Source organism: Spirillospora albida (assembly GCF_000718255.1).
Classification (GTDB): Bacteria; Actinomycetota; Actinomycetes; order Streptosporangiales; family Streptosporangiaceae; genus Spirillospora; species Spirillospora albida.
Window position 1 is genome coordinate 146,129 of the sequence record NZ_JOFJ01000011.1, and the last position, 14,109, is coordinate 160,237.

A 14,109-nucleotide genomic window follows, 5' to 3' on the forward strand; every position below is an offset into this window, starting at 1 on the left:
GAAAGGTTGGCCAAGGTGGCGGATCCGGCCGTGACCGCACAGGGGCTGGACCCCGACGTGATGACCGAGCTGCGGGCCCTGCGCACCCGCATCCCGCAGCTCACCGGCAGCCTGGTCGCCTCCGCGGACGGCCTGCTCGTCGCGCACGACCTCCCGCCGTCCGTCGAGCCGTCCGGGATGGCGGCCGTGACGGCGTCGGGACTCGCCCTGGCGCACCGCATCGCGCGGACCGCGCACGGCGGCGCCTTCTACGAAGTGGTGATCCGCGGCGTCGACGGCTACGTCGTCACCTACTCGGCGGGGCCCGAAGCCTCGCTCACCGTGCTGGCCGGCGCCGAGGTGAACGTGGGACGGCTCCACCTGGAATCCCGCCCCGTCGCCCGCGCCATCGCGGCACTCCTCATGCCGACGACGCGCCGCGCATGACGACCGATCACGCAAGGCAAGGAAATCCAACAGAGAGGGGCAAGACCATGTCGAACCTGGACCTCGCGCTCAAGGACATGATGACGGTCGACGGCGCGATCGGCGCCGCCGTCGTCGACTACAACAGCGGGATGGCGCTCGGCCATCTCGGCAGTTCGAAGGCCCTGGACCTCCAGGTCGCCGCCGCCGGGAACACCGAGGTCGTCCGGGCGAAGATCCGCACGATGGAGCAGCTCGCCCTCAAGGACGAGATCGAGGACATCCTCATCAGCCTCTCCGGCCAGTACCACATCATCAGGCCGGTGACCGGCCGGAAGGGCAAGGGGCTGTTCATGTACATGGCGCTCGACCGGAACCGCGCCAACCTGGCCCTCGCGCGGCACCGGTTGAAGGACATCGAGGAGAACCTCGAGGTCTGAGTCGCCCCGGGGGCCGGCGCCCTGAAACGCCCGGCGAGCCGTGCGGCCTCCGCGCGTTCAACGCGCGGAGGCCGCACGCCCGTGGGTACGGGCCGAGGTCAGGGCTGGGCGACCAGCCCGCGGACAGGGTGGACGGTCAGCTTGTCGGCCGCCTCGTCGCGGTCCACGACGACCTCGTCGCCTTCCAGGATGTCGCCCGCGAGCAGGCCGCGGGCCAGCTGGTCGCCGATCGCGGTCTGTACCAGGCGGCGCAGCGGCCGCGCCCCGTACAGCGGGTCGTAGCCGGTGAGGGCGAGCCATTCGCGGGCCGCGTCGGTGACCCGCAGGGTCAGCCGGCGGTCGGCGAGGCGGGCCGCGAGCCGGTCGACCTGCAGGTCGACGATGCTGGTCAGCTCGGCGGTCGACAGCGCGTCGAACAGGATCACATCGTCCAGGCGGTTCAGGAACTCCGGCTTGAACGAGCCGCGCACCGCGTTCCACACGGCCTCGCGCTTCGCCCCGTTCTCCAGCGTCGGGTCGACGAGGAACTGCGACCCGATGTTGGACGTGAGGATGAGGATCGTGTTCCGGAAGTCGACCGTGCGGCCCTGCCCGTCGGTGAGGCGGCCGTCGTCCAGGACCTGAAGGAGGATGTCGAACACCTCGGGGTGCGCCTTCTCCACCTCGTCCAGCAGGACGACGCCGTAGGGGCGCCGCCGGACGGCCTCGGTGAGCTGGCCGCCCTCCTCGTAGCCGACATAGCCGGGGGGCGCGCCGACGAGCCGCGCGACGCTGTGCTTCTCGGAGTACTCGCTCATGTCGATGCGGGTCATGGCCCGCTCGTCGTCGAACAGGAACTCCGCCAGCGCCTTCGCCAGCTCCGTCTTCCCGACGCCGGTCGGGCCGAGGAACAGGAACGAGCCGGTCGGGCGGTCCGGGTCGGAGATGCCGGCGCGAGCGCGCCGCACCGCGTCCGACACGGTCCTGACCGCGGACGTCTGGCCGATGAGGCGGCGGCCCAGCTCGTCCTCCATGCGCAGGAGCTTCGCTGTCTCGCCCTCCATCAGGCGGCCCGCGGGGATTCCCGTCCAGGACGCGACGACATCGGCGACGTCGTCCGGACCGACCTCCTCCTTCACCATCGCGTCGCGGTTCTCGGCCTCCTCCGACGCCTCCTCCAGCTGCTTCTCCAGCGCCGGGATCTCCCCGTAGGTGAGGCGCGCGGACGTCTCCAGGTCGCCGTCGCGCTGGGCCCGCTCGGCCTCGCCGCGCAGCTGGTCGATCCGCTCCTTGATCTCACCGACGCGGTTCAGCCCGGCCTTCTCCCGCTCCCAGCGGGCGTTGAGGCCGTTGAGCTGCTCCTGCTTGTCGGCGAGGTCGGCGCGGAGCCGCTCGAGGCGCTGCCGGGACGGCTCGTCGGTCTCCTTGGCGAGGTTCAGCTCCTCCATCTTGAGGCGGTCGACGGCGCGCTGCAGCTCGTCGATCTCCACCGGACGCGAGTCGATCTCCATGCGCAGCCGGGACGCGGCCTCGTCCACGAGGTCGATGGCCTTGTCCGGCAGGTACCGGGACGTGATGTACCGGTCGGACAGCTGCGCCGCCGCCACCAGGGCCGAGTCGTTGATCTGCACCTTGTGGTGCGCCTCGTAGCGGCCCTTGAGCCCGCGCAGGATCGCGATCGAGTCCTCCACGGACGGCTCGCCGACGTACACCTGCTGGAAGCGCCGCTCCAGCGCCGGGTCCTTCTCGATCCGCTCGCGGTACTCGTCCAGCGTCGTCGCGCCGATCATGCGGAGCTCGCCCCGCGCCAGCATCGGCTTCAGCATGTTGCCCGCGTCCATCGCGCCCTCGGCCGCGCCCGCCCCCACGACGGTGTGCAGCTCGTCGATGAACGTGACGATCCGCCCCTCGCTCTGCTTGATCTCGTTCAGGACGGCCTTCAGCCGCTCCTCGAACTCGCCCCGGTACTTCGCGCCCGCGACCATCGCGCCGAGGTCCAGCGAGATGAGCAGCTTGCCGCGCAGCGACTCGGGGACGTCTCCCGCCACGATCCGCTGCGCGAGGCCCTCGACGACGGCGGTCTTGCCGACGCCCGGCTCGCCGATCAGGACCGGGTTGTTCTTCGTGCGCCGCGACAGCACCTGGACGACCCGGCGGATCTCCGCGTCCCGTCCGATGACGGGGTCGAGCCGGCCGTCGCGGGCCGCGGCCGTCAGGTCGACGCCGTACTTCTCCAGCGACTGGTATGTGCCCTCAGGGTTCTCGCTCGTCACCCTGGCATGCCCCCTGACCTTCTCGAACGCGTCCAGGAGCGCGTCCGGCGCCGCCCCCGCCTCCTTCAGCAGGCCCGCCGCCGGCCCCCCGTCCGCCGCCAGGCCCACGAGGAGGTGCTCGGTCGAGACGTACTCGTCCTCCAGCTGCTGGGCCCGGTTCGCCGCCGTCGTGATCGTCCGGTTCAGCTGCCCGGAGATCCGCGGCGTCGCCACCGTCGAGCCCTGCGCCTTCGGCAGCGCCGCGAGCTGCTCCTCCGCGCGCCGCCGGACGGCCTGCCAGTCAGCGCCGACGGCCTCCAGCAGCGGCACCGCCGTGCCGTCCGGCAGTCCGATCAGCGCCACCAGCAGGTGCTGCGGCTCGACCTCCGGGTTCCCCTCGGACGCGGCCCGGCGGACCGCGATCGACAGAGCCTCCTGGCTCTTCTGCGTCAGTTTGTAATCCATGCCCGCTCCCCTGGTCCCCGGACTTCAGTGGTCGCGGCGATCCCGCCACACCACCACGCTGGTCTGCCTGATCGGCACCAGATCCGACCCCGGCGCGCCGGGGTCGCCGTGCCGCCGCTGCTGCGCCAGGCGCGCCGCGACGGAACGGGTCGACTCGAGTTCGTTGGCGAGCTCCTCCAGCGCCCGGTGCGCCTTCGCGAGCTCGTCCCGGAGCCGCGCGTTGTCGCGCTGCAGCTCCAGGATGTGCTTGATGCCGGAAAGGTTGATCCCCTCCTCCTGCGAGAGCCGCTGGATCTCGCGCAGGAGCACGATGTCGCGCATCGAGTAGCGGCGGCCCCGCCCGGCCGTCCGGCCGGGCGAGACGAGCCCCATCCGGTCGTACGTCCGCAGCGTCTGCGGATGGAGCCCGGACAGCTGCGCCGCCACCGAGATCACGTAGACGGGGGTGTCGTCACCGAACGCGTCCCCGTTCATGGCCTCGCCTCCGCTCGGCGGCGAGCGGCCGCTTCACGCGACGGCTTCCCTCGTCGCTCCGGTCGCAGGCTCCCTGCGCTCCTCAGTCCAGCCGCCGCGCGGCCGCTCGCACTGCCCACGGGTCACTCCTGCCTGGCCTGCTGGAGGAGGTCGGCGCGCAGGTCGTCCCCGGCGCCGGCGGCGCGGAGCTTCAGCAGGGCCTCGCGGGTCTGGTCGTCCAGCTTCTGCGGCACCTGGACCTCGACCGTGACCAGCAGGTCGCCCTTGGTCCCGTCCCGGCGGGGCGCGCCCCGGCCCTTGACGCGGAACGTGCGGCCGTTCGGGGTGCCCTCCGGGAGCCGCAGCGTCACGGGCTGGCCCCGGAACGTCGGGACGCGGATCTCCGCGCCGAGCGCCGCCTCCGGGAACGTCACCGGGACCGTCATCGTCAGGTTGTCGCCCGACCGGCCGAACAGCCTGTGCGGACGCACCTTGATGTTGACGTACAGGTCGCCGGCCGCGCCGCCGTTCTCACCCGGCGCGCCCCTGCCCTTAAGGCGGATCTTCTGGCCGTCCGCGACGCCCGCCGGCACGCGCGCCTGGATCGTCCGGTCCGACTGCTTGCGGCCGCTGCCGTGGCACACGGGGCACGGGTCGTCCACGACGAGACCCCGGCCCCGGCACTCCCGGCACGGCTCCTGGAACCCGAAGTTGCCGAGGTTGCGGGTCTCGTGGCCGGTGCCCTCGCAGCTCGGGCACACCCGGGGGACGGTGCCCGCCTTCGCGCCCGTTCCCCGGCAGCTCGGGCAGCCCGCCTCGCTGCTCAGCTTGATCGGGACGGTGACGCCCTCCATCGCGCGGCCGAAGCTCAGCGTCACGTCGGTCTCGACGTCGGCGCCGCGGCGGGGCCGACGGGTCCCGGTCCGGGTGCCGGCGCCCCGGTTGAACAGACCGCCGAACAGGTCGCCGATCCGCTCCCCGGTGCCGCTCGTCTGCGTGCCCTGCTGCCCGAAGATGTCGCCCAGGTCGAAGGGGAAGCCGCCGCCCTGCTGGCCGCGGAACCCGCCCGGCATCGACCGGACGCCGTCGTACTCCTTGCGGCGCTTCTCATCCGACAGGACGTCGTACGCCTCGGAGATCTCCTTGAAGCGCTCCTCGGCGTCCGTGTCGCCCTTGTTCGCGTCCGGGTGGTACTTGCGGGCCAGCTTCCGGTACGCCTTCTTGATCTCCTCCTGCGAGGACGTCTTCGCGACACCGAGAACCTTGTAGTAGTCCTTCTCCAGGTAGTCCTTGGTGCTCACGGCGCCCCGCTCTCTGCTCTCGCCACTTGCTACAGGTCGTTGCCGGACCCGGCGGCCCCGTCCCGGCCGCACCGGCCGGGACGGGACCGCGGATCACTCGCCGGCTCCGGCTCCGGTGCCGGTCTCGGGTTCGGCCACCGCCACGCGCGCGGGCCGCAGGACCCGCTCCCCGATGCGGTAGCCGGGCTGGAAGACGTCCGCGACGCTCGTCTCCGTCACGTCCGCCGAGTACGCGTGCATCATCGCCTCGTGGACGTTCGGGTCGAACGGCTCGCCCTTGCCCCCGAACCGCTCCAGCCCGAGCTTGCCCGTGACCGCCTCCAGGGCCTCCGCGACGGACTTGAAGCCGCCGGTCAGCTCGTCGTGGTCGCGGGCGCGGCCGATGTCGTCCAGCACCGGGAGCAGCTCGGACAGCACCTGCCCGAGCGCCTGCTCCCGGACCGCGACCCGGTCCCGCTCGACGCGCTTGCGGTAGTTGTCGTACTCGGCCTTCAGCCGCTGCAGGTCGGCGAGGCGCTCGGCCAGCTGCTCCTTGAGCCCGGCGACCTCGGACGCGTCCGCGGCGCCCTCCTGGGCCGGGGCCCCGGCGGCCGGCTGCTCACCGGCCGCGGCGTCCCGGACCTGACCCGTCTCCGGATCGATGCGCCGCCGGTCCCGGATCACCGGCCCCTCGCGCTCCTCGCCCTCGGTGGGTGAGGTCACGGTCAGGCACCGCCCTTCGGCTTGTCCTCGTCGACGATCTCGGCGTCGACGACCTCGTCGTCCTGCGGCTCCTGGGCGTCCGCGGTCGGGCCGTGGTCCTGCGCGTCGGCCTGGGCGCCCTCGGCGTTCTGCGCGTAGAGCGCGGCACCCATCTTCTGGCTCACCTGCGACAGCTTCTCGGTGCTGTTCTTGATGGCGTCGATGTCGGTGCCCTCGAGGGCCTTCTTCACCTCGGCGACCGCGTCGCTCACCTCGGTCTTCAGCTCCGCGGGGACCTTCTCGTCGTTCTCCCGCAGGAACTTCTCGGACGAGTACGCGAGGGTGTCGGCCTGGTTGCGGACCTCGGCCTCCTCCTTGCGCCGGCGGTCCTCCTCGGCGAACTGCTCGGCCTCGCGCATCATCTTCTCGATGTCATCCTTCGGCAGCGCGCTGCCGCCGGTGATGACCATCGACTGCTCGCGGCCGGTGCCCTGGTCCTTCGCGGACACGTTCACGATGCCGTTGGCGTCGATGTCGAAGGTGACCTCGATCTGCGGGACGCCGCGCGGCGCGGGCGGCAGGCCGGTCAGCTGGAAGGTGCCGAGCTTCTTGTTGTACGCGGCGATGTCGCGCTCGCCCTGGTAGACCTGGATCTCCACGGACGGCTGGTTGTCGTCGGCGGTGGTGAACGTCTCCGAGCGCTTGGTCGGGATCGTCGTGTTCCGCTCGATGATCTTGGTGAAGATGCCGCCCTTGGTCTCGATGCCGAGGCTCAGCGGGGTCACGTCCAGCAGCAGGACGTCCTTGACCTCGCCCTTCAGCACACCGGCCTGGAGGCTGGCGCCGATCGCGACGACCTCGTCGGGGTTGACGCCCTTGTTCGGCTCCTTGCCGCCGGTGAGCTCCTTCACGAGCTCGGTGACGGCCGGCATGCGGGTCGAGCCGCCGACCATGACGACCTGGTCGATCTGGCCGACGGTGATCCCGGCGTCCTTGAGGACCTGGTGGAACGGCGCCTTCGTCCGCTCCAGCAGGTCGCTGGTCAGGCGCTGGAACTCGGCGCGGCTGAGCTTCTCGTCCAGGTGCAGCGGGCCCTCGCTGGACGCGGTGATGTAGGGCAGGTTGATCTGCGTCTCGGACGAGCCGGACAGCTCGATCTTCGCCTTCTCCGCGGCCTCGCGCAGCCGCTGGAGCGCCATCTTGTCCTTGGACAGGTCGACGCCGTTGGCGTTCTTGAACTTCTCGACCAGCCACTCGACGACCTTCTGGTCCCAGTCGTCGCCGCCGAGGTGGTTGTCGCCGGAGGTGGCCTTGACCTCGACCACGCCGTCGCCGACCTCCAGGAGGGACACGTCGAACGTGCCGCCGCCGAGGTCGAACACCAGGATGGTGGCCTCGTTCTCCTTCTCCAGGTGGTACGCCAGCGCCGCCGAGGTCGGCTCGTTGATGATGCGCAGGACGTTGAGGCCCGCGATCTGGCCGGCCTCCTTGGTGGCCTGCCGCTGGTGGTCGGAGAAGTACGCCGGGACGGTGATGACCGCGTCGGTGACGGTCTCACCGAGGTAGGACTCGGCGTCCCGCTTCAGCTTCTGCAGCACGAACGCGCTGATCTGCTGCGGGGTGAAGTCCTTGCCGTCGAGGGTGGTCTTCCAGTCGGTGCCCATCTCGCGCTTGACCGACCGGATGGTCCGGTCGACGTTGGTCACCGCCTGCCGCTTGGCGACCTCGCCCACCAGGACCTCGCCGTTCTTGGCGAAGGCGACGACGGACGGCGTGGTCCGCGACCCCTCCGCGTTGGCGATGACGGTGGGCTCGCCGCCCTCCAGGATCGCGACGACCGAGTTGGTCGTCCCGAGGTCGATGCCGACCGCACGTGCCATGTCTCTCGTCCTCCGTCGTGTGCCGCTGTGTCACCCCGGCCGTCACCTGGACGGGGCGGCCGGCCGTTGCTCTCTGCTTCGCAAGAGTGCCGTCCGGGCCGCTCCCTGTCAAATCACTTGAGTCGGGGAGACTCAACTTTGCTGACGTCCTTACCAACAAGACGGTTGAGCCGGGTATTCCGGTTCCCGTACGGGGCCGTTCCATGTGAGAGATCGGCCGCGAGGAGGAGGCGGCGTCGTCCGGAGCTACGAGACGGACGCAGGACGGCCGGCCTCTCCTCGGTCCCGCGTGAAGGCGGATCGGGGGATCGGCTGAGAACAGGGTGACCACGCGTTTCCCGACGCGTCCCCCCGACAGCGAGGATCACCCCATGGCCCATCAGCACCCGCCGGATTCCGGCGGGGACGCCTCCGACGCGGACGCCTCCGACGCGGAGGCGATCATCCGCTCGCGGCACGAACCCGCCGCGTTCGCGGACATCTTCCACCGGCACTTCACCGCGATCCACGGCTACGCCGCCCGCCGCCTCGGCACGGACGCGGCGGACGACGTCGCCGCCGAGACGTTCCTCGCCGCGTTCCGCAAGCGCGGCCGCTTCGACCCGGCGCGCGGGACGGTGGCGACCGGGACGTCCTGCTGCTGGTCGCGCTCGCGGACCTGACCTAGGGCTGGACCGACGCCGAGCCGAAGCCCCCCGCGACGCTGCCCTTCTGACCGTCCGGCGCCGCCCTCCGCCCGAGGGCGCGGAGGGCGGCGTGCCGTCAGGCCAGGAGGTCGGCCGGGCCCGTGCCCGGCTCGGCCAGCGGGAGCGCGAGCGCGGCGCGCTCGGTCAGCCAGGTGCTCGGCCGGTAGCGGGGGTCGCCGGTGGCGCCGTGCAGACCGCGCAGGATGCGCAGGACACGGCCGGCGCCCTCGTGGTCGCCCCACTCCAGCGGGCCGCGCGGGTAGCCGAGGCCCAGCCGGACGGCGGTGTCGACGTCCCGCGGGCGCGCGAGGCGCTGCTCGGCGATGCCGCAGCCCACGTTCACGACCGAGGCGAGGAGCCGTTGCGCCACGGGCGCGGGGGCGTCGCGGACGACCGTCACGGCGCGTCCCGGGGCCGCCAGGGCGGCGATCCCGGCGCGGCCCGCGTCTCTGTCGACGCCCGGATGCGCCATCACCGTCAGGCGGGTGAAGAACCCGCCGAACGGGTCGACGCCCAGGGTGCGCTCCAGGGGGAGGCCCTTGGCCGCGTCCACCGTGCTCTGTCCGAACGGGGCGACGAGCACGACGGCGTCATCGGACGGCCTCTCGCCCGACTCGACCTCCACTCCGGCACTGGAGAGCAGCGCCCCCAGCTCCTCACGGACGTCCGGGTGCACCCAGACGGGCCGCGGCTCCACCACCGGGGGCGTGACCTCCGGAGGCTCCTGCTTGGCGCCGTCCACGTACGTGTAGAAACCCTCGCCCGTCTTGCGCCCGTACAGGCCGGCCTCGAGGCGCGCCCTCCCGATCCTGGACGGACGGAACCGCGGCTCCGTGTAGAACCCCGTCCAGATGGACTCCATGACGGGATGGGAGACGTCCATCCCCGTGAGGTCGAGCAACTCGCAAGGGCCCATCTTGAGGCCGAGGACGTCCCGCGCGATGCGGTCGATGTCGACGGGTTCGGCGATCCCCTCGGACAGGATCTGCAGGGCCTCCGTCACCAGACCGCGCCCGGCGTGGTTGACCAGGAACCCGGGTGCGTCCGGCGCGAGCACGGGCTCGTGGCCGAGACTCCTCACCAGCCTGCAGAGGGCGTCCGGGATCCACCCGGCCGTGCGCGCGCCCGGAATCACCTCCACGAGACGCATCAACGGCACCGGGTTGAAGAAGTGGAGCCCCACCACCCGGGACGGGTCCTCCAGCGCCGCCGCGATGGCCGTCACCGGCAGCGAACTGGTGTTGGTCGCCAGGATCGTGTGCTCCGGGCAGACCTTCTCCAGGGATCTGAACAGCTCCCGCTTGGTGTCCATGTCCTCGCGGACGGCCTCCACCACGAGATCGCAGTCCTGGAACGGGGTCAGCGGCTCACCGACCGGCACGAGCCGTCCCTTGGCGGCCTCCGCCTCCTCGGCGCTCATCCGGCCCTTGCGCACCAGCCGGTCGAACACGCCGCCGATGTGCTCCGTCGCGCCGACCACCGCCTCCATCCGGACGTCGGCCAGCTCCACGGTCAGCCCGCCCGCCGCGGCGAGCTGCGCGATCCCCCGCCCCATCACCCCGGCCCCGATCACCCGGACCGTCGTCGCCCGCCACTCCATGGCCGCCTCCTCGATCAACGTCGTGCCATGTTCCACCCCGGCCGGCATTCAATCCAGATGGTGCCGTGCGCGCGACCGCCGGCCGGAAAGGTGTGCACCGGACCAACGCGGCGACGCCGTCGCGGATCCGGCTCAGGGCGTCCAGGACGGGTCGCGTCCGGTGAGCCCGAGCAGCCGGTCGAGCGGCGCGGCATCGCCGGGGACGGGGACGGCCGGGCCGAACAGGCCGTCGACGCCCTTGCCGCCGGTCTCCTCCACGGCCGGACGGACGAACTCCAGGCACGCTTCGACCTCGTCCTCGCCGGCCGTGTAGGGCCGGCCGGTGGCGCGGGCGAGGTCCCAGCCGTGCACGATCAGCTCGTTCAGCGCGACGGATCCGGCGACATCGCCGGGCAGCTGAACGCCGCCCGCCTCGGTCATGCCGGTCCACGCGTCCGGGGCCTGCCAGGCCGCGACGAGGTCGTCCAGCAGTTCCGGGATCCGGGTGCGCCACTCCGGGTCGAGCGACGACGCGCCGAACTCCGGCGGCTGCGACGGGCCGTCCAGGTCCTTGGCGGCGGCCTGCCGGAACGCGATCGCCAGCCCGTGGACGTGGTCGAGCAGCGTGGCGACGTCCAGGTCGGCGCAGGGGGTCGGCCCGGTCAGCGCGCTGTCCGGGATCGCGGGCAGCAGCGCGGCGAGCCGCCTGGCGGCGGGGCCGTGATCGATCATGATGTCTCCTCCTCGGACGGGTCCCGTTCCTCAGGACGGGACTCCGGGGAGGCCCGGAATTCATCGATACTCGTGCCGCGCGTCGGCGCGTCGGCGCGGGGTAGTAGCGGTGGGTGGGCGCCCGGTACGCTCCGGTGCTGGTCCGCGACGGCGCCGACCCGTACATGTGACCCGTGAGCTACTCCCGAGTAGTATTCGGGCCCCGACTGAAGGGCAGTCTTTCGCGAGCCCTACGCTGACTGCCTACGCCCGTACCCCAGGAGGACGGAACAGTGTTCTGGATCACGTTGGTCATTGGGCTCGCCGGAGCGGCGGTCGCCTTGGCGCTCGCGGGACGGCGCGTGCTGTTCCTCGCCAGGATAGCCAAGAGCGGACAGCCCGACCCCGAGCGCGTCCTGCAGGTCAAGCGTGACCCGAAGGCCGACATCGAAGGCCAGGTGACCGAGGTCCTCGGCCAGCGCAAGCTGCTGAAGTGGACCGTCGCCGGCGCCGCGCACGCCGCCGTCATGTGGGCCTTCTTCCTGCTGGCCACGGTCTACGGCGAAGCGGCCGTCCAGCTGCTGTTCGGCCTCGAGGCCCACATCCCGTTCCTTCAGACGTGGGGCCCGATCGGCTTCGTCCAGGACACCATCGCCCTCGCCTGCGCCGCCGGCCTCGCCGTCTTCGTCGCGATCCGCGTGAAGAACTCGCCGAAGCGGATCGGCCGCAAGTCGCGGTTCAAGGGCTCGCACCTGTCCGGCGCCTGGATCACGCTGTTCATGATCTTCAACGTGATCTGGACGATGTTCTTCTTCCGGGGCGTCGAGGTCGCGCGCGGCAACTTCGGCTACAACAAGGCCGCCTACTTCTCGCACCTCACCGGCAACCTCTTCGAGGGCATCGAGAGCGACAAGACCCTGGAGATCCTCGAGTCGGTCGGCCTGCTGGCCCACATCGGCGTCGCGCTGATCTTCCTGGTCTTCGTCGTCAACTCCAAGCACCTCCACATCTTCCTCGCCCCGCTGAACGTCATGTTCAAGCGGCGCCCGGACGGCCTCGGCGCCGCCATGCCGATGATGTCCGGCGGCAAGCCCCTCGACTTCGAGGAGGCCGACCCGGACGAGGACACCTTCGGCCGCGGCAAGATCGAGGACTTCACCTGGAAGGGCTTCCTCGACATGGCGACCTGCACCGAGTGCGGTCGCTGCCAGTCGCAGTGCCCCGCCTGGAACACCGGCAAGCCGCTGTCCCCGAAGATGGTCATCCTGGAGCTGCGCGACCACGCGCTCGCCAAGGCCCCCTACTTCACCGCGTCCGAAGAGGAGCGCGAGAAGTTCACGGACGAGCAGAAGCTCGCCATGCAGGTCGACAAGGAGCTCGTCGCCGAGGACGGCGTCATCCACCCCGACGTCCTGTGGTCCTGCACCAACTGCGGCGCCTGCGTCGAGCAGTGCCCCGTCGACATCGAGCACATCGACCACATCCTGGACATGCGCCGCTTCCAGGTCATGATCGAGTCCTCGTTCCCGTCCGAGGCCGGCGTCATGCTGAAGAACCTCGAGAACAAGGGCAACCCGTGGGGCATGTCCGAGATGAAGCGCCTCGAGTGGATCGAGGAGCTCGACTTCGAGGTCGAGGTCGCGGACGAGAAGCTCCCCGAGGACACCGAGTACCTCTTCTGGGTCGGCTGCGCCGGCGCCCTCGAGGACCGCGCCAAGAAGACCACCAAGGCCGTCGCCGAACTGCTTCACATCGCGGGCGTCAAGTTCGCCGTCCTCGGCCCCATGGAGGCGTGCACCGGTGACCCGGCCCGCCGCCTCGGCATGGAGTTCGTCTTCCAGATGCTCGGCCAGCAGAACGTCGAGACGCTGAACGAGATGGGCGCGAAGAAGATCGTCGCGACCTGCCCGCACTGCTTCAACACCCTCGCCAACGAGTACCCCCAGATCGGCGGGAACTACGAGGTCGTCCACCACACGCAGCTGCTCGCGCACCTGGTCGAGGAGGGCAAGCTCACCCCGGTCGCGCCGATCGAGGAGAACATCACCTACCACGACCCCTGCTTCCTGGGCCGCCACAACAAGGTCTACAAGCAGCCGCGCGACATCATGGCGACCGTCCCCGGCGTCAAGACGCAGGAGATGCACCGCCACAAGGACCGCGGCTTCTGCTGCGGCGCCGGCGGCGCGCGGATGTGGATGGAAGAGCGCATCGGCAAGCGCATCAACACCGAGCGCGTGGACGAGGCCCTGGAGACCAACCCCGACACCGTCTCCACCGCCTGCCCGTTCTGCCTCGTCATGCTCGGTGACGCCATCAACGAGAAGAAGAACGAGGGCGCGGCCAAGGAGACGCTGGAGGTCGTCGACGTCTCCCAGCTCCTGATCCGCTCCATCAAGGGCGAGAAGGAGCCCGTCCCCGCCGAATAGGGCACCGACACGAAACGGCCCCGTTCCCAGTGGGAACGGGGCCGTTTTCCCATGCGCCGCCGCGATGGCGGCGGCCCTGGGATCGACGGCTACACCTTGGTCCTGTGGAAGTTCAGGTACGACCGCGACGGCGTCGGCCCCCGCTGGCCCTGGTAACGCGACCCGTACTTCTCCGACCCGTACGGGTACTCCGCCGGCGAACTCGTCCGGAACAGACACATCTGCCCGATCTTCATCCCCGGCCACAGCATGATCGGCAGCGTCGCCACGTTCGACAGCTCCAGCGTCACATGCCCCGTGAACCCGGGATCGATCCACCCGGCCGTCGAGTGCGTCAGCAGCCCGAGCCGCCCCAGCGAGCTCTTCCCCTCCAGCCGCGCCGCGAGATCGTCCGGCAGCGCGAACACCTCGTACGTCGAGGCGAGCACGAACTCCCCGGGATGCAGCACGAACGCCTCGTCCGCCTCCACCTCGACGGGCCGCGTCAGATCGCTCTGCTCGATCGCCGGGTCGATGTGCGGATACCGGTGGTTCTCGAAGACCCGGAAGTACCGGTCCAGCCTGACGTCCACACTGGACGGCTGGACCATGTCCGGCTCGAACGGGTCGATCCTCACCCGTCCGGCCTCGAGCTGGGACCTGATGTCACGATCGGAGAGCAGCACGCCCGAAACGCTACCGGCTGAAACCCCGCAACGCGCACACGGCGGATCCGGTACGATGTCCACGCGGCGGCAACCCACCGCCCACGCGGGTGTAGTTCAATGGTAGAACTTCAGCTTCCCAAGCTGACAGCGCGGGTTCGATTCCCGTCACCCGCTCCACCACGAAGGCCCAGGCCAGGGACA

At 70.8% G+C, this 14,109-nt stretch carries 12 protein-coding genes and 1 tRNA gene; 5 read left to right on the plus strand and 8 right to left on the minus strand.

All coding sequences use genetic code 11. The annotated features are described in order from the left end of the window. Positions 1–30 precede the first annotated feature (30 nt). Positions 31–426 carry a roadblock/LC7 domain-containing protein gene (locus IE99_RS0116195; RefSeq protein ID WP_245623229.1) on the plus strand — a complete coding sequence of 132 codons (396 nt, stop codon included), beginning with the start codon at positions 31–33 and terminating at the stop codon, positions 424–426. A gap of 47 nt (positions 427–473) precedes the next feature. Next, a complete protein-coding gene (locus IE99_RS0116200; protein ID WP_030170733.1) occupies positions 474–845 on the plus strand; it encodes a hypothetical protein in 372 nt (123 codons plus the stop codon). A 98-nt stretch (positions 846–943) separates the two neighbouring features. Here the strand turns inward: IE99_RS0116200 and clpB are convergent, their stop codons facing one another. The 5 genes from clpB to dnaK all read right to left on the minus strand — a co-directional run bounded on the left by clpB (position 944) and on the right by dnaK (position 7,856). After that, entirely contained in the window at positions 944–3,541 is a 2,598-nt protein-coding gene (gene clpB, locus IE99_RS0116205) for an ATP-dependent chaperone ClpB (RefSeq protein ID WP_030170735.1), read from the minus strand. A 24-nt stretch (positions 3,542–3,565) separates the two neighbouring features. Then, a complete protein-coding gene (locus tag IE99_RS0116210) occupies positions 3,566–4,015 on the minus strand; it encodes a heat shock protein transcriptional repressor HspR (RefSeq protein WP_030170738.1) in 450 nt (149 codons plus the stop codon). Positions 4,016–4,137: 122 nt separating this feature from the next. Then, entirely contained in the window at positions 4,138–5,295 is a 1,158-nt protein-coding gene (dnaJ, locus tag IE99_RS0116215) for a molecular chaperone DnaJ (RefSeq protein WP_030170741.1), read from the minus strand. 93 nt (positions 5,296–5,388) lie between these two features. Next, a complete protein-coding gene (grpE, locus tag IE99_RS0116220; RefSeq protein ID WP_037559504.1) occupies positions 5,389–5,997 on the minus strand; it encodes a nucleotide exchange factor GrpE in 609 nt (202 codons plus the stop codon). A gap of 2 nt (positions 5,998–5,999) precedes the next feature. Next, positions 6,000–7,856, minus strand: a complete 1,857-nt coding sequence (gene dnaK / locus IE99_RS0116225) for a molecular chaperone DnaK (protein ID WP_030170746.1) — start codon at positions 7,854–7,856, stop codon at positions 6,000–6,002. Between the two features lie 371 nt (positions 7,857–8,227). Here dnaK and IE99_RS30380 point away from each other — a divergent pair, with 371 nt between their 5' ends. Continuing rightward, positions 8,228–8,518, plus strand: a complete 291-nt coding sequence (locus IE99_RS30380; protein ID WP_030170755.1) for an RNA polymerase sigma factor — start codon at positions 8,228–8,230, stop codon at positions 8,516–8,518. Positions 8,519–8,618: 100 nt separating this feature from the next. Here IE99_RS30380 and IE99_RS0116235 read toward each other — a convergent pair whose 3' ends face one another. Next, positions 8,619–10,142 carry a 3-hydroxyacyl-CoA dehydrogenase gene (locus IE99_RS0116235; RefSeq protein ID WP_030170759.1) on the minus strand — a complete coding sequence of 508 codons (1,524 nt, stop codon included), beginning with the start codon at positions 10,140–10,142 and terminating at the stop codon, positions 8,619–8,621. 132 nt (positions 10,143–10,274) lie between these two features. After that, positions 10,275–10,853 (minus strand): TIGR03086 family metal-binding protein, encoded by a 579-nt coding sequence (locus IE99_RS0116240; RefSeq protein WP_030170762.1) that lies wholly within the window; start codon positions 10,851–10,853, stop codon positions 10,275–10,277. 272 nt (positions 10,854–11,125) lie between these two features. Between IE99_RS0116240 and IE99_RS0116245 the strand changes: the two genes are divergently transcribed. Then, positions 11,126–13,261: a (Fe-S)-binding protein gene (locus IE99_RS0116245; protein WP_030170765.1), complete on the plus strand. Its 2,136-nt coding sequence runs from the start codon at positions 11,126–11,128 to the stop codon at positions 13,259–13,261. Between the two features lie 89 nt (positions 13,262–13,350). Here the strand turns inward: IE99_RS0116245 and dcd are convergent, their stop codons facing one another. After that, the gene (gene dcd / locus IE99_RS0116250) at positions 13,351–13,926 is read right to left on the minus strand and encodes a dCTP deaminase (protein ID WP_030170767.1); all 576 of its coding nucleotides are present in this window, start codon (positions 13,924–13,926) and stop codon (positions 13,351–13,353) included. 85 nt (positions 13,927–14,011) lie between these two features. On the opposite strand from dcd, the gene IE99_RS0116255 reads away from it, so the two are divergent. Further along, a tRNA-Gly gene (locus tag IE99_RS0116255) sits at positions 14,012–14,085 on the plus strand. The last annotated feature ends 24 nt before the right edge of the window (positions 14,086–14,109 follow it).